The 19,714-nt window shown below is 44.6% G+C and carries 18 protein-coding genes; 15 read left to right on the top strand and 3 right to left on the bottom strand.

Features of this window, described 5'->3' with window-relative positions:
* The first annotated feature begins 100 nt into the window (after positions 1-100).
* Both QT979_RS14235 and QT979_RS14230 read left to right on the top strand, forming a co-directional pair.
* A complete protein-coding gene (locus QT979_RS14235) occupies positions 101-1,969 on the top strand; it encodes a 3-oxoacyl-[acyl-carrier-protein] synthase III C-terminal domain-containing protein (protein WP_333310662.1) in 1,869 nt (622 codons plus the stop codon).
* Positions 1,969-2,895, top strand: coding sequence for a DUF6999 family protein (locus tag QT979_RS14230; protein ID WP_333229350.1), 927 nt, complete (start codon positions 1,969-1,971; stop codon positions 2,893-2,895). Before QT979_RS14235 ends, QT979_RS14230 begins: the two co-directional genes overlap by 1 nt.
* Positions 2,896-3,007: 112 nt before the next feature.
* Here the strand turns inward: QT979_RS14230 and QT979_RS14225 are convergent, their stop codons facing one another.
* Positions 3,008-3,145 carry a hypothetical protein gene (locus QT979_RS14225; RefSeq protein ID WP_333229352.1) on the bottom strand — a complete coding sequence of 46 codons (138 nt, stop codon included), beginning with the start codon at positions 3,143-3,145 and terminating at the stop codon, positions 3,008-3,010.
* A gap of 317 nt (positions 3,146-3,462) precedes the next feature.
* Between QT979_RS14225 and msrA the strand changes: the two genes are divergently transcribed.
* From msrA to QT979_RS14205, 4 genes are all read left to right on the top strand, one after another.
* On the top strand, positions 3,463-4,116 hold the full coding sequence (gene msrA, locus QT979_RS14220) for a peptide-methionine (S)-S-oxide reductase MsrA (RefSeq protein ID WP_333229354.1): 654 nt from the start codon (positions 3,463-3,465) through the stop codon (positions 4,114-4,116).
* Between the two features lie 137 nt (positions 4,117-4,253).
* Positions 4,254-4,559, top strand: coding sequence for a hypothetical protein (locus QT979_RS14215; protein ID WP_333158109.1), 306 nt, complete (start codon positions 4,254-4,256; stop codon positions 4,557-4,559).
* Positions 4,560-4,680: 121 nt separating this feature from the next.
* A complete protein-coding gene (locus QT979_RS14210; RefSeq protein WP_333229356.1) occupies positions 4,681-5,022 on the top strand; it encodes a YtxH domain-containing protein in 342 nt (113 codons plus the stop codon).
* A 37-nt stretch (positions 5,023-5,059) separates the two neighbouring features.
* A complete protein-coding gene (locus QT979_RS14205; protein WP_333229358.1) occupies positions 5,060-5,641 on the top strand; it encodes a DUF948 domain-containing protein in 582 nt (193 codons plus the stop codon).
* 17 nt (positions 5,642-5,658) lie between these two features.
* On the opposite strand, the gene QT979_RS14200 is transcribed toward QT979_RS14205, so the two are convergent.
* Positions 5,659-7,446 carry a cellulose-binding protein gene (locus QT979_RS14200; protein WP_333310659.1) on the bottom strand — a complete coding sequence of 596 codons (1,788 nt, stop codon included), beginning with the start codon at positions 7,444-7,446 and terminating at the stop codon, positions 5,659-5,661.
* Between the two features lie 236 nt (positions 7,447-7,682).
* Between QT979_RS14200 and QT979_RS14195 the strand changes: the two genes are divergently transcribed.
* From QT979_RS14195 to QT979_RS14175, 5 genes are all read left to right on the top strand, one after another.
* The gene (locus tag QT979_RS14195; protein WP_333229362.1) at positions 7,683-8,027 is read left to right on the top strand and encodes a hypothetical protein; all 345 of its coding nucleotides are present in this window, start codon (positions 7,683-7,685) and stop codon (positions 8,025-8,027) included.
* A gap of 791 nt (positions 8,028-8,818) precedes the next feature.
* On the top strand, positions 8,819-9,919 hold the full coding sequence (locus QT979_RS14190; RefSeq protein WP_333310658.1) for a saccharopine dehydrogenase NADP-binding domain-containing protein: 1,101 nt from the start codon (positions 8,819-8,821) through the stop codon (positions 9,917-9,919).
* 387 nt (positions 9,920-10,306) lie between these two features.
* A complete protein-coding gene (locus tag QT979_RS14185) occupies positions 10,307-10,657 on the top strand; it encodes a hypothetical protein (RefSeq protein WP_333082972.1) in 351 nt (116 codons plus the stop codon).
* Between the two features lie 286 nt (positions 10,658-10,943).
* Entirely contained in the window at positions 10,944-11,465 is a 522-nt protein-coding gene (locus tag QT979_RS14180; RefSeq protein WP_333310656.1) for a hypothetical protein, read from the top strand.
* 518 nt (positions 11,466-11,983) lie between these two features.
* Complete coding sequence (locus tag QT979_RS14175; RefSeq protein ID WP_445304784.1) at positions 11,984-13,330, top strand: hypothetical protein; 1,347 nt, start codon at positions 11,984-11,986, stop codon at positions 13,328-13,330.
* A 139-nt stretch (positions 13,331-13,469) separates the two neighbouring features.
* Here QT979_RS14175 and QT979_RS14170 read toward each other — a convergent pair whose 3' ends face one another.
* On the bottom strand, positions 13,470-13,790 hold the full coding sequence (locus QT979_RS14170) for a hypothetical protein (protein ID WP_333310654.1): 321 nt from the start codon (positions 13,788-13,790) through the stop codon (positions 13,470-13,472).
* 112 nt (positions 13,791-13,902) lie between these two features.
* On the opposite strand from QT979_RS14170, the gene QT979_RS14165 reads away from it, so the two are divergent.
* From QT979_RS14165 to QT979_RS14150, 4 genes are all read left to right on the top strand, one after another.
* Positions 13,903-14,796 (top strand): ion channel, encoded by an 894-nt coding sequence (locus QT979_RS14165; protein WP_333310653.1) that lies wholly within the window; start codon positions 13,903-13,905, stop codon positions 14,794-14,796.
* Between the two features lie 79 nt (positions 14,797-14,875).
* Positions 14,876-15,202, top strand: coding sequence for a DUF433 domain-containing protein (locus QT979_RS14160; RefSeq protein ID WP_333310651.1), 327 nt, complete (start codon positions 14,876-14,878; stop codon positions 15,200-15,202).
* 45 nt (positions 15,203-15,247) lie between these two features.
* Positions 15,248-16,423, top strand: coding sequence for an exonuclease SbcCD subunit D (locus tag QT979_RS14155; protein ID WP_333210538.1), 1,176 nt, complete (start codon positions 15,248-15,250; stop codon positions 16,421-16,423).
* A gap of 238 nt (positions 16,424-16,661) precedes the next feature.
* The gene (locus QT979_RS14150) at positions 16,662-19,703 is read left to right on the top strand and encodes an SMC family ATPase (RefSeq protein WP_333310649.1); all 3,042 of its coding nucleotides are present in this window, start codon (positions 16,662-16,664) and stop codon (positions 19,701-19,703) included.
* Positions 19,704-19,714 lie beyond the last annotated feature (11 nt).

Raw genomic sequence — 19,714 nt, 5'->3', positions numbered from 1 at the left:
GTTCACTGCTTCACAAAGCACCATCAATTTTAGATATTTTATGGCTTGATTTAACAAAGCAACGAACCTGAGTAAATTAGCAACTTTGGAGGTTTACCCCATGTACAGTGCTTATATCAATCGGATGGGAAAATTTTTGCCGGGAGAACCGATTAATAATGATGAGATGGAAGAATATCTCGGTAAAGTTGCCTCGCGCCCTTCGAGAGTCAGGCAGCGAATTCTCAACAGTAACGGCATTCAACAGCGCTACTACGCGATCGACAAACAGCAGCAAACACTATATTCTAACAGCCAAATGGCAGCTTTGGCCGTCCGTGACGCGATCGCCCAGGCAAATTTGGCACCAGGGGCTATCGACTTACTGGCCTGCGCTACTACTTTACCAGATTTATTAGTACCGGGATTTGCCAGCACAGTACATGGGGAACTTTCCGAATTATCTCCCCTAGAAATAGTGTCAACTCAAGGAGTTTGCTGTGCCGGAGTTAGTGCTTTAAATTACGCCGCCTCTCAAATCGAACTCGGCAAAAAACAAACAGCAATTGCCGTCGCTTCCGAATTTCCCTCGCGCCTGTTCAAAAACACCAAATTTGAAACAGAGACTTCAGTGCAAACGGGAAAACCCCTGCCTTTCGATACAGAATTTCTGCGCTGGATGCTCTCCGACGGTGCCGGAGCATTCTTGCTCCAAAACCATCCTAGCGCAACAGGAATTAGTTTAAAAATAGAATGGATTGAACTCGTTTCTCACGCCAATGCTTATCCTGTTTGTATGTATTCAGGATTAGCCAACGAAACATCAACTAAAAGCTGGTTGGATTATTCCTCCTACCTCGATGCAGCCACAGCAGGAGCTTTTGACTTGCGGCAAAATATTCGCTTGCTGGACAATGTAATGAAATTAGGCGTTGAAGGTTGGCTGCAGTTGATTAAAGGCGGGAGAGTTTGTCCGCAGGAAATCGACTGGCTGCTGTGCCACTATTCGTCTCACTTTTTCCGGGGGCAAATTGTAGAACTTCTGGAACAAGCAGGCTGCATGATTCCTCAAGAAAAATGGTTTACCAACTTATACACACGGGGAAATACAGGTTGCGCCTCGATTTATTTGATGTTAGAGGAATTGTTCAATTCGGGCAAGTTGCAGGCGGGACAGAAAATCTTTTGTTTTGTCCCGGAAAGCGGGCGCTTTACAACGGCATATATGATGTTAACTGCTGTGGAAAATACCCATAAGCTTATGAGTTCTCAATTTTCTAACTTTCACGAGGTTCCCGAAGCTTCGCCTCTCGAAAGCGTTAAACCCGAACACCCCAACTCTCCGCAAGCTTATTTGTTGCGGGAGTTAGCATGGATTTGGCTGAAGTTCGATCGCGAAATTCGTTCTGTTCCTATTGTCCGCAAATTGTACCGAGCAGAGTTTACAATAGAAGATTATCAAGCTTTGCTGTGCAATCTCCGGCCACAAGTTGTAGAGGGAGCTCGCTGGATTGCTCGCGCTGCTTCTAACATGAGTGACTTTCGCCTGCGATCGACTTTTATCGGCCATGCCCAAGACGAACACCGCGACTATCAAATGCTAGAACAAAATTATGTTTCTGTGGGCGGTGAATTGGCAAAAATTGTGGAATATGATAAGAATATTGGCAGCGAAGCACTATCAGCTTTTATCTTCCACCAAGCATCGCGGGAAAATCCGGTTGATTTAATTGGCAGTATGTTTATTATCGAAGGATTGGGAAATCAGTTGGCGGGAAAGTGGGCAAAACAAATTCAAGAAACTCTCGGTTTACAAGATGAACAAGTATCGTTTTTAGCGTACCACGGAGCTAATGACGAGTCGCATTTAGCTAAACTGGAAAATTTGATTAATGCCGAATGGATGACAGATGATATTGCCCGCCGCATTGTCAAAACTGCTCGCGTCACGGCTCGTTTATATTTGCTGCAGTTGGAGGAAATTCGCTAATGCAAAAGCTGCAAAAACAAGATACCGAAAATCTCCCAGATCAGCGAAAAATACCTTACGCTACCAAACCCTACAACCGCCGAGATCCGAATGTTTGGGATGTGCTATTTTGCGATCGGTCGATTCCCGTCGATTTAGTAGCAAAAGCCTACATGATACGGGATTTGCAAAGCTGGACTCGCAATTATTTGCTCATCCCAATCAAAGTAATTGCTAACGTATTGCTGGCGGTAATTATGATAACAAAGCGCTTATTGCCCTTTCAATTTCGCGCTTACACTTTAATGCACAAATCTGCTGCATTTTTCCTGAATAACTTTGTCTCGCCAGAAGCTTGTTATTTAATTGTCCGGCATATTTGCGTCGGGTCCAACATTATCAACTTCTTGATTGACAACGGCCCCGATACCCAGATTGAAAAGTCAAAGCTTTATCCTCGCACAGTTAGCGATTTAGCTGACAATGCGTTTCTCGAACATGACTTAATTCTCTATAACTTTGTCTGGGATTACAACCAGGCAATGCTGACAAATCCTAACTGGTTGCAAGCCGTCAAAAAACGGGGAATAAATTATGATAGCATTCAACCAGTAGAAGTTGCCATAGATTTTGAAAAACGCAGATGGCTAAACATTCTCGATTTAGAATCTGCGATCGAATTGTTTAAAGTCTTTTATTCTCTGTGTTTGACTAGCGACGAATTTGCTCGAGCAGTGATGTCGCTTCAGTTAGATGAAAACTTTGGAGTGTACGTCAGCGAGATTACCGGAAATTGCGACTGGAATCATGTAATTGTTAACCGCCATCCGCTAGCGCCCAACAGTCCATTTAATGCGGCACGCGACTTGTTTTTGCACGGGATAATTTCGGAATATCTCTATCGGTATTTGGAACTGCAAAAAGAGATGAGAAATGTTTCAAAGTAAGGTGCTTAGGTAAGCACCTTACGAATATAAGTAGCGCGTCCAATAACTTTTTGCGTAAGTCCTGAAGTTTGAAAGAATGGTTAATTTTTAGGTCAAAAATTAATATGAGAACTCAAGCTGCTGCTAGCTGTACTTGTTCTACTGCTTTGGGCAAAGTCTGATTTACCACAATCCACTTGCCTGTAAGTGGGTCGCGATAAGTAATAAACGGATTAGATTTTAAAGGTTGACTGCAAGGTTTAGCGGCCATTTCTACACACTCCCAATAAATGGTATTGAATAACTACTACAACACCATACCTTTAATAATCGGCTATTTTGCCTCAAATCCGCGTGATTTATACCTGAACAATAGGTGATATTTTAGGTATATTTTGGTGACATAGAACACTGCATGATGTGATTTAAAACTGCGTTGGCAGTGAGCAGTATCACCAAAAACCTTCCGTAAAAAAAATCTGCCTTCTGGTTTTTACCTTCTACCTTTAAGAGGGCCACTATTTTCAGTATACATCTGATATTATTAAGTAAGGTAAAGACGTTTATCAGAGATCCCCTCACAAACTTATGGTGCTATTTGGATTTGGCAAAAAGTCGAGCCTGCCCTCTCCCCAAGAGGCATTACCGGGACGGGCAGAGTCGATGTCGGTACCGGCAACTCACTTTGTTAACGGCAATCCGCTCAAACCTCCCTTTCCAAACGGCATGGAGACTGCGTTGTTTGGCCTGGGCTGTTTTTGGGGAGCAGAACGCAAATTTTGGCAGCAAAATGGAGTTTTTTCGACGGCTGTTGGCTACGCAGCCGGGATTACTCCGAATCCTACTTACAACGAAGTTTGCAGCGGGATGACGGGACATAATGAAGTAGTTCTGGTTGTGTTCGATCCCAAAGTAATTAGTTACGAAACGCTGCTCAAAGTTTTTTGGGAAAGTCACAATCCTACTCAAGGAATGCGTCAGGGCAATGATTCGGGTACTCAGTATCGATCGGGCATTTACACGTATTCAGCCAGCCAAATGCAGTTAGCTGAAGCTTCGCGAGATGCTTACCAGCAGGCTTTGACGGCGGCCGGTTACGGCAAGATTACCACTGAAATTATTGATGCTCCTGAGTTTTATTACGCAGAAAGCTATCATCAACAGTATCTTGCTAAAGAGCCGAACGGTTATTGTGGTTTGGGCGGTACTAAGGTTTGTTTGCCTGCTATGTCTCAGGCTTGAAAATCGACCCAGCTTAGGGATAGGGACACATAGATAATTACAAAACATTGTTGTGTCCCTACAAAATATCTGGTGGGGCGGGCTTCTAGCCCGCCATAAAAAGCCGAATATGTTAGTAGTTTTAAAACAGGTAATAAATGCTGACTGCTGTTGTAATTATCAATTTACTAATATCTCTGGTTTGCTTTTATATAGCTGCGAAGGTGTGGAAAATCAGGCGGACGATCGCACGTTTGGAACTTCGGATCGCAGCAATCGAACGCTGTAGCAGCAATGTCCTCACTATGTCGCCGGATTTCCTTGGTAAAAGGCAGCAAGGTACCCACCAACTGCGACTACGTTATCAACAACTAGAGTTGCAACTGCAACAGGTTCAGCAACTTTTGGGATTGCTGGGTTTGGGACGGATGCTTTGGTCCAGGCGCGATCGACCTTTCAGGTAAGCTATCCTAAAATTGCCGCCCGTGCTGACTCCCTAGGATTTTCAACAATATTTCTACCTTTGTAAAGGGCTGCGATCGGGCAAACGCCCCTAAAATTGGTGTATGGAGAGAAGTTATACAAATGTCAACTAAACGTTCAGGATTCTTTATTGGCGGTTTGCTTGTGGGTTCTGCGATCGGGGCCGTGACTGGCTTGCTGATAGCACCGCGACCCGGCAAGGAGACGCGGCAGATATTGAAAAAATCGGCCGATGCTTTGCCCGAGTTGGCGGAAGATTTATCGACTAGCGTGCAGTTGCAGGCCGATCGACTTTCTGAAACTGCAATCCGAAATTGGGACGAAACTTTGATTAGACTCAAAGAGGCGATCGCAGCGGGTTTAGAAGCGACTCAGCGGGAACGCCAAACCCTGTCGGAAGCTGAACCTGAAGTGAGTCCCCCGTCGCGCCCTCCCATCCGCTAAATGGCATGAAATTCTCAACCCCCAATCCCAGATTCAAGTGAGTGATCCCATATTTTGGCTAGGACTTTCGATTTTGCTAGTGGCAGTTAGCCTGACTGCTGTTTTAGTGACTTTAATACCTGCGGTGCAAGCGCTGGCACGCGCAGCCCGCAGCGTGGAAAAGCTCGCTGACACGCTTTCTCGCGAATTTCCGCCCACTTTGGAGGCGATTCGGTTGACGGGGCTGGAAATTAGCGAGTTAACGGATGATGTCAGCGAGGGAGTGCAAAGTGCGGGCGAGGTTGTCAAACAGGTCGATCGAAGTATTGGTAGCGCCAAAAAGCAGGCGCAAAACGTGCAGGTAACTACTCGCAGCGTGGTGACTGGGATTAAGGCTGCTTGGAAAACTTTAACTCGCAAGCCGCCGATTTCTGGGACAAATCGCCGTTCAACAGAGAGATTGTCGCCGAGTCAAAGAAGTGCGCTGGCGCTGAGGGAGTCGGGTTTGGAGGACAGATATTCTGGGGGTTACGGTGCCGGTGCGAGTAATGGGGAATCGCCCAGGTTGAGGAGTAGCGAGGGTTCGGGTTTGCCGGGGAATGCTGAAGAGTTTGAGGAAGTGCGATCGAACGATTCTTGATTGCACCCAATTCCCGATCATCCCTCGACAGCACAGCCCTCCCACCAGCAAGGATTCTTATCAATAAAATCCATCAAAGCATCATACTTAGGCGAACCCTTTTGTTCCACATACTCCAAAGCGCCCCAACTTCCCCACTTACTAAATGAACTCACATCCACAAAGTGCATGAAAAGACTCCCTCCAGCTTGTTTCCAACTATTCAGTAATTGGGTGTAGATATCATACATTTCTGGGCGCCTATTTAATTCCATAAAAAACTGAGTCAGTTTTTCGTTATTCTCAACTCCTTCAATACCTACAATATGTTGACCGCCCTCGTAAACAAATAACTTGAGGCCTTTTTTTTGAGCCACATCTAAGAAATACTTAAAGTCATTCTCAACATCGGGCAAACTATCTTTGAACCCCGGCAGTAACCCGCCCTCTCTTAATTGCTTAAAAGCTTTGCCAAATCCGCCATCTGCGTCATTCAACCAAGACTCTACTGTACTAACACTTTCTTTCCCGCCCAAGTTTCCGCTAAAATATCCCGCTATGGCTACGGCATCAATACCGTGTTGATAACAAGGTTTATTGCCCTCAGCCACCCAATAGGAACACTCTAAAGAATAAGTTTCTAACTCTCTCCAGGCTCTTTGAGTTCCTAACACGCAGACAACTCGATTCTTTTGATCCCCAAAAACGCCTTTCCATATATCGCACATTTGAGCACTACGCATTCCGTGCCATTGCATAAAAGCATCGCCTTTATCTCCCCACCTCGCTTTACCTTGTTCCAAAGCATAATTCGATTGTGGAAATGACCAATTCCAAACCTCATTAGAATACTCTACATAAACTTTCAGCTTGGGATCTAAACTATCTTTGACCATTTTAGCAAAGTTAGTCATATATTCATCCGTAGCCTGATGTGGCATATTAAACCAGGGTTCTTCTTGGACTTTGTTAGCTAAATTCACCATAACTTCTATGGGAACATTTCCTCTGTCAGCATAGGATACACTCTCTGGTTTAGGTCTGTTTGACCATTCTTTTTGTTCTGAACCATTTGTCCCCATCCAGTCCATAAAACGCAAGACTCTAAATTTTTTAATCTTGTCTATAAACAGCGGATTAAATGTTTCACCACGTTGAAAAAGCTGTTCATCTTGGGAGTGAACAACTTTAATATTGCGGATATAGTTCCCTGTTTTCTTGGGATCGGTAGCAGTAATTATAATCATGATGCCTTCGCCTTGTGTGGCATCGACATTAAGGATATCCCTCCCAGGTTTCGACGCAGCCTCATCTTTTTTGGCATCAAAGCCATATTCGATCGCACCTTCACCCTCATAAGTAACAATATATTGTCCTGAAGGATAGCGATTGGGGATTTCCCTAAGTAATAGCGTACTTACCCTGGTATATTTAGGAGCATCTTCGGGGGATGGGAGAGACTTCACCCACCCATTTTCATCAAGATTTAAAAGATTATACTCCTCTGTATCCCATTCACCTTTACAGTTTGGTTGTCCGCTAACGCATTGAGTTATCCATTGTCTAGAAGATTTGAAAGCATCTAAAAAGGGTAATTGTGTGGAGTAGTCAGCAATACCATTAAGCCCAACTCCTAAAGAAGAGCGAGAATTTGATGTGTTTTGTACATCTGCACGCACCGCTACTTTGTTATCTACTTGCCGTACTGGTGTGGGAGCAATATTAGTTGTTAAAGCCCAACATCCGGGAATAAAAATGACAAAAATTAATAAACCCAGCACAAAGCCCAGAGCTTTGTTGTTCGATCTGATACTTAATCGAGACATAAATTTGACTAATTTGATTATTTTAGTTAAAATCGCAACGGGTGCGACCAGTTTTAATTTTGATATTTTATCAAAAAGTTCCTTCTCAAACTATCAGCTATAAGATTATTAACATTTTTGCCTCTCTGTGCAGGGGCGATCGCCGTTTCTGTCCCCAAGTGTGATCGCCCATCTAATCCTCTTTATCCAAATCTTCTTTTTTCGGAGTTTCCTCAGTAGAGGGGAATTCTAGTCGAATGTTAATATCAATTGATATTGTATTTTTCTCAATCACACCTATACCAACTATTTTTACTAATGCTTCTGTGGGTAGAGAATTAGGCGTTGCTGATTTAGGGTATGACAGGCTAAATATGCAAGTCATAGAAACCAGTATTCACAAAACTTCGGGATTTTTAAGTGATTTTTTTCATACCCTGGTTAAACAACGCCGAGAATTATTTATTTTAAATTCAGGAGAAGACAGAGTTTTCGATCCGGCTTCCTGTAGCCGATCGCAAATATTGCGCCAATTGCCTACAGGTTCGTTAGGTACATCTGCGAGTTTTTTAACATATTGGTATAAAGTTTTACATAAATAAAATTCTGCACTTTTGGAACTCTGAAACAGTTGGCGAGCGATTTCAGTGGGACTGCAACCGGAAAGCAATCCTCGGAGGTAAAGTTTTTCTGTTTCTGTTAGTTTCCTTCGCGATCTTATAATTGTAAAGTGCTGACAACAAATTACAACGGAGACTATAACAGCGGCGACGATTTCGATCGGGTTCCCACCTCCAATTTTTAGCTGGGCTGCCCATGTGAGATGCTCCCCACTCTGCTCCAATTAAACAATTTTTTTTATAGTTTAACTAAAATTAGTTGGCAAGAAGTATATTCAAAAAACACCCAAACCTATTTGGATAAAATTTAAAAATTTGCTCTATTGATAACTGATGAATTAATCAAATATGAGGCATTAAAATATCTAGCTAAGGATCGCGAATTAAATAACTTACAATTTTAATTGTTATGGTGGGATGGGCGGGACGCCCGTCCCACTTTCAAGAGTGGAAGTTATTTAATTCTCATTCCTAAAAACAATCCTGGAAGCGAAAAAATACGATCGAGTTGTTCAGATTGCTAAAATTCTAGGGCTAGAGCGAGTCAGAGTTACTTCTTGGGGGTTTATTTTTCCTCCCGACTTGTAAAGCTAGTACGGGCAACTAAATTAATAACTCATTCTCTTTGTCTCTCGCCCCTGCCCATCTCTGGATCAGGGCGATCGCCGCCGATCCCCCAGCATCTCGCATTCTCCTCAATTCATACTTTATGCGGATGAAAACGCTGGCCCCAATTTGAGAAACTGAAAAGTGGCGTTACCCTTTTTTTAGCGATGGCAAACCGAGTTTTGATTGTCGGCGGTCGGGGACGAATTGGCAGCAGCGTTGCCCAAGACCTTGTTACCCATACCGACGCGGAAATTACTATTACCGGACGCAATTCTGAAGCCTCTATTGGGCGGGGATTGCCGCCGGATCGGGTGCATTTCCAAACTTTAGATTTAGCAGACAGTGCAGCCCTGCACCAAGCGGTTTCATCCTCTAATCTCGTCGTTCACTGTGCCGGGCCTTTTCACTACCGAGACGCCAGTGTATTGAAAACTTGCATAGAAGCAGGCGTTAATTATACTGATGTCAGCGACAGCCGCAGTTTTACTCGCAGGGCTTTAGAATTGCGCGAAACTGCTAAGAAGGCTGGGATAACGGCTATTATTAATACGGGAATTTTTCCCGGTGTTTCTAATAGCATGGTGCGGCGAGATGTGGAACAATTAGATGAAGCAGAACACATCCATTTGAGTTATGTTGTCGGAGGTTCGGGCGGCGCTGGCGTTACCGTCATGAGAACCACTTTTTTAGGTTTGCAAACCCCTTTTGACGTTTGGGCTGATCGCAAGTGGCAGCAAGTACAACCCTACAGCGATCGCGAAACAATTGAATTTCCCGCACCCTACGGCAACACAGGGGTTTACTGGTTCGATATGCCGGAAGCAATCACTTTGCCCGAAACTTTCCCCGTCAAATCAGTTGTGACTAAATTCGGTACGTCTCCCGACCTTTACAATCACCTTACGTGGTTTGTTGCCAAGTATTGGCCGGCTAGCTGGCTCAAAAATAACTCCGTGATTGAATTTCTCTCCTATGTCAGTTATGGGATGACCAGTGTTACTAATAGTTTTAGTGGGGTTGGTGTGGCAGTGCGATCGCAAGTGACTGGTCTCAAAAACGGCAAACTGACTAAAGTTTGCTCGACAGCGGTACACCCCAGTGCTGCCGTCGCTACGGGCATCGGTACTGGCAGCATAGCTCAATTAATGTTAGAAGGTAAACTGGAAAAACCGGGCGTTTGGTCGGTAGAGCAAGCTCTTTCTACTGAGCTATTTGAACGAGCTATGCAGAACAGAAACCTAGAGATAGAGCAGGTGGTTTTGTAGTGAGTTAGGTTATTTATAGCAATTTAAAATGTTCAAAAATGGAATTTTTTCCAGAAATGCGAAGATGCGAAAGACGCGCCGAAAAAGAAGAGTCAGGGGCTTCGTAATTGATGAGAAAACCCCTAGATAGGGTTCCTCGCAGGAATTGCGAGCGCCCCTCATAGGAGATGAGTTCCGCTTGTCTAACTAATCTATCTTTTGGTAGAAGTAATAGTAACAAGCAGGCGCTTAAGATATGGGATGTCACGGGAAACATCCCTTTTGGCTCGGTCTAGATGCGGTAGCTGCGACAAAGATTGCGCTTGAACCAAGGTTGTAAATGTGCGATCGCAGTGAAGGGGCGACAAACACCATAATTTTTGCGGAAAAATACGAGGAGAAGTTGATATGAAGCGGGTTTTAAAAGCTCTCGGAAAAACATTGAGCCAAAGCATTTTGCTGGTCTGTACCCTGGCGTTCATTGGTCTGTTAAGTCTAGCGGTAGTACCCAGTCAGGCTGCTTACGCAGGTCAAGACAGGACTCAGGCGCAGCCAGAAGCTAAAATTACTGACCCCGCAGAAAGTTTCGAGGATCTCAATCCCCAAGCAGCTTACGAAGAAATAGTCAAAACCTCTCAAAATCCTGCAAAGGTCGAGAAAGCTTACGACGAAAGCTTAAAAGAGTACAAGGGAGAACACCCGCAAGAAGGAATAGTTCAAAAAGCTGAAGATTTGATCGAAAAGGTCACAGGCAACTAATAAATCAAGAGATTTATATATAACTCAAGTTGCTGGTAAATACACAGCTTCAGTGAGTACACAATAAAGCCGATCTCAGAACTCAATTGAACATAATGATTTAGGGTGCGCCTCGGCGCACCTTATCGCTTGAGAGTAGTGTGTAAAGCTACTTTTTGATACGAGAAGTATTTTCTTATTTCCCTCCTTTTGCAGCTAGCAGCTTCATCCTTAAGGCAGATGAATAGATATAAATTTAAAAGGTAAATTTAATAATAGTTACATTTAGATAAAAGGAAAAAATATCATGAGCGATGACAAAAAAACGGTACATGAACCTGATGCTAACCTCGACCCGCTTTCGGGGGAAACAGGGGCTCATCCAGTGGCAACGGGTATCGGTGCGGCGAGTGCCGGTGCTGCGGGTGCTGCGATCGGCGGTGCCATCGGCGGGCCTGTAGGAGCAGTTGTCGGCGCTGTGGTGGGTTCGTTTGGCGGCGGTTTGGTGGGCAAAGGTGTGGGCGAGGCGATCGACCCCACGGTAGAAGATGCTTACTGGCAAAGCAACTACAGTTCCCGTCCTTACGTGGAAACTAGCGCAACTTACGAAGACTATCAGCCTGCATACCGCACTGGTTATGAGGGATACAGTCGCTATGGCGCTACTGGTAAGAAATTCAACGAGATCGAACCGGATTTGCAGCGCGACTACGAAACAAATCGCGGTAAGTCTAAAGTGAGTTGGGAAAAAGCTAAGCACGCCACGCGCGACGCTTGGGATCGGGTGGAACGGGCTGTTCCTGGCGACATTGACAAAGACGGCCGCTAAGGGCTTACGCCAAGTATTTCTCTGTCTTGGAGACACACAAACTCAAGCGTTCCGGTTATTTTTAGCCGGGTACCGGAATGGAGTGAAGTGTTTGATAAAAAAAACCCGGCTGCAGCGTCTTGGACTGTTGTTGATAGATAGCACAGTTTTTAATGCGAGTTTAGCGAAGTTTTTGGGGATTTTAAGCCCCTCTCTACATCGGAGAGGGTATTTTTATGCTCCCTTGAAATCGCATTTTTCAGCACGATTCTTATTTCACAGGACTGTTCGCTGTGAGAACTCGCTAGAGACGTAGAGGCTTTGCTGTGCGGGACGATCGCACTCGTAATAAATGCTTTTTACCAAATCGGGAGGATTCCGTTTGAGATTAACATTTTTTTTTGACTATTAGCCTTAAAATTAAACTTATTCAGGACTGAGACATCGAGCGCGATGCGCTTTTTTCAATCGGAGCCGGATCGTAAAGCGTCGGTGGCTTCAAGTCCGATAATTGTTAATCTAAATCCTCTCATTCAAAATTGGTATTACTTGTGGATGAAATGTTGGAAAGAGCTTGGACACTCAAGCAAAATTTAATTGACTTTGTGCTGGATGCTGAGGGAGAGTTGGCGGTAGCTTTGGAAGCTTATGCTGCAGCTCGATCCACCGGCGAGCGCTACGATATTGCTCAGCAAAATCAAGTGATTGACAGTTTTACTATCGAAGGTAAAGTCGGAGAGAAAACCCCGATCGAGCTATTTGTCGAAAGTCAGCCAGATTTAACAGAGAGCGATCGTAGCTTGCTGGAAAGTTGGGAACACAGAAGCTTCACCGGCTTATTTGAAATCACTCAACTTTCCCCCGACAGGTTTGAACTGATGAACTGGCTGACGGCTAAGCACTACGTAGTCAAGCCCAACAGTCCTAATTTTCTTGCAGAAATGTCTCGCTTTAAGTTAGGAGAAATCTTGCGGGCTCGGATTGCTCCTCTCACCGATGACTGGTGGATACTATCGGGCCCTCCGATACCGATGGGGAAATTGGGCAAGCCGAAGTTGGCGGTGGCGATCGGCAATTTCAAGCAAAATCACAAAAATAACCTATACAGCGATGCGCCGGAATTGTTAGAGCAAGCTTGGCATTCGGTAGAACAGTACCACGAAGATTTTACCGAATTTTTTGGCAGCGAGGAAGTTACGCTATCGGGATATCACCTGAATAAACAGTTGGCTGAATTTCAGGAATTCATCACTAAAAAACGCCTAGCGGATATCGGCATTGATGAACATAAATCTCTGGCGGAGATCGTTGAAGATGCTGGAGTCGATGCAGAAGAAATTAAAGCAGCAGCTATAGCAGCAGCCGGTGCAGATCCGTCTTCAGTGGAGGTAGGGATCGATAGCGATCCTCACTCAAAAATGGTAATGCCGAAAGTTGAATTGCCCGATCGCTTTAAGAAAGCCGAACAGGTGACAGCACTTTCTCATCCACGCTGGGGACAAACCTTTTTGTCTACTTACGCTCAATTTACTGCACTGCTAGCAGCCGAAGATTTTTCAACCGTTCCCGGTTACGAAAAGCTGGTGCGTAACTATCTAGAAGATGCTGGAATTAATGTCTGGATTTGGCAACGGTTAGCTAAAGTTAATCCAACGAAATTAGAACAAATTTTGCAAACTGTATTGGAACGTAAAGACTTTCAGATCGAACGCGATTTAGATGCTTTGCTGCAAGAGTTTAAAAAACCCTTAGAACCCGAACTCCCCGAAATTGCAAGCGTTCCCGTGCACCTGCACAACTTATTTCAGGAAGCTTTAGGCGAAGTTAATAAGTCAAAGTCTAAACCGCAGGAGAAAAAGAAAAGCTCTAAAGGCTTTAAATCCTAAGCAACCGAGTTTGTGGCATACTCACAGCTAACTGTGAGCTTATTGCCCGGTAATATCACTCAAATAGCTTTGCAGTCAGGACTTGAGTTTTTCTTCACCGCGATCGAAAAAACTGAAGTCCTCACTACAAACACTTTTTTTAATCTTCAACTTGTCGAACAGCCATGCGTTGCAGCGGCAGACTGAGTATGCTAGAAGCAGTCAACAAGTAAGAAAGAACAGTAGTCAGCTTCAAACTGAGCAATAACCAGCTATCTTCTGGTAGGTGAAGTTTTAGCCCGAAAAAAGAGATGCAGTACACTATCCAGTAAGTAAAGCTCATCTTGATTAGGATTTCTTCGCTCAAAGTGCGCTCGTCCGTTGGCTGCGAGTTGCGATGATCACCCAGCAGGACTAGACCCGCAATAGAAGCCACAAAAGAAACCATAACGAGATAGTCATGCCAGTTAAGCTCAACCATTTCTAAACTCCGCTTTTATCCGAATTTTTGGAATCAGACATCAGTCTAAAGGATAAGTTTTCCCGGTCAAAGCAATAGTTACAAATTGAAACAGCCGCAGTTACAAATCGCAATGAAAATTCCCCGCAACCACCAGCCACAGGCTCGTTTAGTCAGCCGCCAAGGACAATTGCCCTTAAATATTGTCAAGTTGGGAGTACCGCGCCTGCATTTTGCCGACCTCTACCACAGGCTACTAACTCTTTCTTGGCCACAATTTTTCATCCTGATTTGTCTCTCCTATACAGTCACGAATTCTTTATTTGCCTTAGCTTACTTGGCGGGAGGAGATTGCATTGCTAACGCGCGGCCGGGTTCTTTCCCAGATGCCTTTTTTTTCAGCATCCAAACAATGGCGACGATCGGCTACGGCTCTATGTATCCGCGCACGGATTACGCTAATACTATAGTCGCGATCCAAGCGCTTTTTGCTTTGTGGGGAGTCGCGATGGTGACGGGACTCGCTTTTTCGAGATTTTCCAGACCAACAGCTAGAGTTATCTTCAGCCGCGTAGCTGTGATCGCTCCTTTTAACGGCGTTCCGACTCTGATGTACCGCACTGCAAATCAGCGTTTTAACCAAATTTTAGAAGCGCAGCAGCGAGCTACTTTGATCCGTGACGAGGTAACATCGGAAGGAGAATTTATGCGGCGTTTTTACGATTTGCAATTGGTGCGAAGTCACTCTCCGGTTTTTGCATTAACTTGGACGGTTATGCACGCAATTGAGGAGAGCAGTCCTTTGTACCAACTTACTGCTCAAGACTTGATGGAACAGCAAGCGGAAATTGTAATTACGTTAACAGGAATTGATGAAAGTGTTTCGCAAACTATTCATGCGCGACATTCTTTTGTGGCATCTGAAATTATGTGGAATATGCGGTTTGTAGATATTTTTTTGAAATCGGCGACGGGAGGGCGGGTGGTTGATTATACTCGGTTTCACGATGTGAAGCCTGTGGAATGAAAGTTTTGATTTAGCCACCAGTGCTAGAATACCTGTATGGCAAAAAAAATTAATATTCATGACCTCAATAATTGCAAAGATGACACTGAAAGAATTGCAACCGCAACTCTTGGCTTTAACTCCAGAAGAGAAGGCTCAAGCTATAGAATTACTAGCCCAAAGTTTAAGAAAATTTTGGTCGGGAATTCAAAAGACTCCCGGCGTGTGCGGCGGCGATGCTTGCATCAGACAAACGCGAATTCCTGTTTGGGTGCTGGTGAATGCTCGCCGTTTAGGTATTTCTGAAGCTGAACTCCTAGAAGACTATCCGACTCTGCGTGCCGCTGACTTGGCGAATGCTTGGGCTTATGCTGAGGCATATTTTGATGAGATTGAAACAGCAATTCAAGAAAATGAGGAAGATTGAAAAGTGGCGCGTTTCTATTAAAATAAACAAAATACTCCTTGTACTATGCGAATAATTCATACTGCTGACTGGCATTTAGGGCGACGTTTTCGAGGGATCGATCGCACTTTTGAAATTGCGATCGCCCTCGAACAGATTTTGAAGCAAGCAAAAGCCTTGGATGTCGATGCTGTGCTCGTTGCCGGCGACATTTTCGACGTACCCAACCCTCCCGCTTACGCCGAACGCATTGCTTATAACTTTTTCTGCGAACTCCAAGCAGCAGGAATTCCCGCAATTGCGATCGCCGGTAATCACGATTCCGCATCCCGCATCGACAGCATCGCGCAATTGCTTTCCCTCGCAGGTGTTCGCGCTTTAGGCAAACCCAGGCTTTCCGCCGACGGTGGCACGATTACTCTTAATACAAAAAGCGGTAAACTTTGTGTGGGAGCGATGCCTTTTGCTTCCGAACAAAGACTGTTAGATGCTAATTCTCTTTGGCAGTCTGGCGATGCCGATCGCCGAAAAGATTACCGCGAAATCGTAGCATATTTACTCGAAGATTTAACCAGAGATTTTAGAGACAATACTGTCAATTTTCTCATGGGACACATGAGCATTGACGGCGCTCGATTGGCAAAATCTGAAGCCGCTTATTACACGCGAGAAAAATACCTGCTGTCCTCGCAAACTCTGCCCCCGGAAGCTCAGTATGTTGCCCTCGGACACATCCACATTCACCAACGGATTTCTGAGACTTCTCCCGCTTATTATTCCGGTTCTTTGATTCAGTTAGATTTTGGAGAAGCGGAACAGGAAAAAGGATTTTGCTTGATAGAAGTTGAGCCGGGAAGTCAGGCAAAGGTGGAATTTAAGCCTGTGGCTTGCCACAAGCCGTTAAAAGTGCTTAAATGTCATAACGACAATCTTGATGAAACTTTAGAAGCTCATCAGTACCATCCGGGTTTCTTGAAAGTAATTGTCGAACTAGACAGTCCGCAAATCGGACTTGCAGATCGTGTGCGCCAAATCTGTTCTCAAGCGCTGTTAATTGAACCGCGCTATCCAGATGCAGCGCTAGAAGCAACAGAAATAACTAATATCGATCCCAATAATTTCGATCCGGCAACCGAGTTTTGCAACTATTATCAAAACCGATTGGGAACGACACCGAAACTGGCAGTATTGGAGGAATTTAAAAATTTGTACAAGAAGTTTAAGGAAACAGTTAACAATTAAATGGGTAAAAAGATACAATCCAAAATCCAAAATCTCAAATTTCAAATAGTGTTAAGACTGAAACCCACGCTCAATGTCGCTTGTAGTCGAGTCTAGATCCCCCTAAATCCCCCTTAAGAAGGGGGACTTTGATAATACTCTTGTCCCCCCCCTTGTTAAGGGGGGGTAGTGGGGATAGGGAAGACTGTAGACCTGAATATAACAATCTAAAACCCCAAATCTTAAAACTAAAATCAATATGCGTCCACTCGAACTTATTCTCGAAGGATTTACCAGCTTCCACCAGGAACAGCGTTTAGATTTTGGTCAACTCGATTTGTTTGCAATTACTGGTGCTACAGGTGCGGGCAAATCTTCACTGTTAGATGCCATGACTTACGCTCTTTTTGGCACTACTACTCGCAGTGGCAAACAAGTAAGTGATTTGGCAAGTCAAGGTAGCGAGAATTTAAAAGTGCAGTTGCGTTTTGCTGTGGGTTCGGCACAGTATCGGGTGACGCGAAGGTGGCGTTTTCGTCCGAAATCTCCCGAAAATAAGGTGATTTTGGACAACTGGCAAAATGGTCAATGGGAAACTTTGGGGACGAGTATCGTTGCTGTTCAAAATACCATTGAACAGATTTTAGGAATGGATTTTGATACTTTTACGCGAGCAATTGTTCTGCCTCAAGGCAAGTTTGATGAGTTTATTAAAGGGGATACATCCAAACGTCGGGAAATTTTGCGGCAGCTAGCGGGATTTGAGATTTTTGAGCAGATGCGGAAGGAAACAAATGAACTCGCAAAGTTGCTGAAACAGGAACGGGAAATGGTGGAAAGGCAGCTAGCGGATTTGAGTGCGCCGACGGCTGATGAGGTGGCTCAAAGACGATCGCAACTTTTGATTTTAGAGCAGCAGTTGCCCCAGTTCGATCGCGCTGTGATGAAAGCTCAGAAGGATCTAGATGAAGAGGAACAGCTATTTTCGCAAATCGCTCGCTGGCAAGAGCTGCAACAACAACTGACCCAATTAAATGCTAATTCTGCAGAGGTGACCATTTTAGCACAGCGTTTAGAAAGAGCGCAAGCTGCCAATCATTTACAGGGAGATTGGGCTTTAGTGCGATCGGCTCGCAGTCAGTATGAAACTGCCGAAAGTGCCTCGGTGGCAGCGCGAAAGCAGTTAATTAAAGCTCGATCTGAGCTAGCAGTAGAGCAGCAGCAACTTGACGTGGCAAAAGCTAAAGAAGAGGTGCTAGCGCCACAAATTAAGGCTCGCGAAGATGCTCTAGCTGCTGCTAAAGTATATGAAGAACAACGCGCTCAATTAGAAAAAGAAGTTGCGCTTGCCCAAAAAATTCAACAGGAAAAACTCCGCTTTTTTATGGCAGCAGATAAAGAACTGCAAGCTGCTAACACTAAAATTCAAGGCGCGGGTTTTCGAGTTACTCAAGCAGCGGCACAGCTCGAACAGTATGCGCCGGGAGGAAAGCGTTTAGAGCAATTGCAGCAAATTTCACCCTTATTGATGGAATTGCAGCTAATTACCAAGCAGCAAAAGACTCAGCAAGAACAGTTGGATAAATCTCTGGCAGATAAGGAAAAAGCTCAACAGAATTATGTGCAGATTGCCGCTAATTTAGAAGCAGCAGAAATCCGACTAAAAGAGTGCGATCGCGACTTAGAAGTGGCCCAAACTGCTAATGCGGAAGCCGCACGTTTAGAGAGTGTGGCTGCTGTCAGAATGTCGCTGAATTCTGGCGATACTTGCCCGGTGTGCGGGGGGGTGCATCCTGAGAGCGATCGGCTCCCTCCTTTGCCCAATTCTAACATTGTCGATGTGGCTGGTTTGCGGCAAAGGTTGGCTGCTGCAAATCAGGTTTTTCAAGATGCTCAAAGGTTTGCTGCTGAGGGAAAAAGTGCAGTGGCAGCCTGCCTGCAAAAAGAGTCGGAAATTGTTCAAATGTTGGAATTAACTGCGAATAAAGTTGCTCAATTGCAGCAGGAAATCACTCATGTGCTGGAAAATCCTCAGTGGGAAAGCTTGGGGTTGCAGCAGGAGTTGGTACTCCTTAAAGAGAGTGATCGCCAATATCGCCAAACCGAACAGCAGTTCCAACTCGCATCATTGGAATATGATAATTTTCAACAAAAATTTAATTTTGCTGTGGCGACTCAAGCAGCTAAACAGCAGGAATATCAAGATGCGATCGCCGAATCAGACCGTCGCCAGCAGCAGTTGCAAAGTTGTGTAAATGCGCTTTATCAAATTACCGAATATCAACCTTATGCTAATTTAGCAAAAGCCTTAGAACAAGACAAGCAAGACTTGGCAAATCTGCTAAAAGTTGCCGAAAAATCCTACCAAACTGCTCAAAATAAGGTTATTCAAGCTGCTGAGAGAGAGCAACAAGCTGGAGAAGCTTTTGGACAAGCCCAGGCTCATAAACAGCAGTTAAACATGGATTGGTCAGCAAAATTAACGGCGGCTGATTTCACAGAAGAGACATTTTTAGCAGCGGTTGCGACAGTTAAGGAACAATCAGACTGGGAAAATACTATTCGCTCTCACCGCGAATCAAAAATTCAGTTAGAGACGCGGGCGAAAGATTTGAGCGAGGCGATCGCAGGCAGAACTACGGATGAGAATACTTTAGCACAAGTGCGATCGGCAAAACATACCGCCCAAGAAAACCTCAAACAAGCCAACAACAACCGCGCCGAACTGTTAGCTTGGATTCAAGTAGCAGCTCAAAATCTCGAACAAGCCGAAAGACTGTCACAGCAAATCACAAATTTCACAGAACAAGAGCAAACTTATCACACCTTAGCGCAGAATCTCAAATCCAACGAATTTCAATCCTACATTTTAGAACATTTAGAAGCAGAATTAGTCGGCAGCGCCACCTTAATTTTGCAAGAATTAACCGAAAATCGCTACAAACTAAAAAACCAAGACGGCGAATACTGGGTAGCAGATAATTGGAACGGTGGCGAAGCTAGACGAGTACGCACTCTTTCCGGTGGCGAAACCTTTGCAACTTCCTTATCAATGGCTTTAGCTTTGTCAGAAAAACTGTCTCAAGGAGCTCACTTGGGCAGCTTATTTCTTGATGAAGGATTTGGCACTTTAGATACCGAAACTCTCGAAAGCGTTACTCAAATTTTAGAATCTTTGCGGCAGCGAGACAGGCTGATTGGAGTGATTACCCACGTTCGAGAATTGGGCGAAAGATTGCCCGCACAGGTTAAAGTTTCTAAATCCCCGCAAGGTTCTAAAATAGAAGTACATAGATCCTAAAGTGGAGAGGC

The organism is Microcoleus sp. w2-18bC1, assembly GCF_036700365.1.
Classification (GTDB): Bacteria; Cyanobacteriota; Cyanobacteriia; order Cyanobacteriales; family Microcoleaceae; genus Microcoleus.
This window is presented reverse-complemented; position numbering and strand designations above follow the sequence as displayed.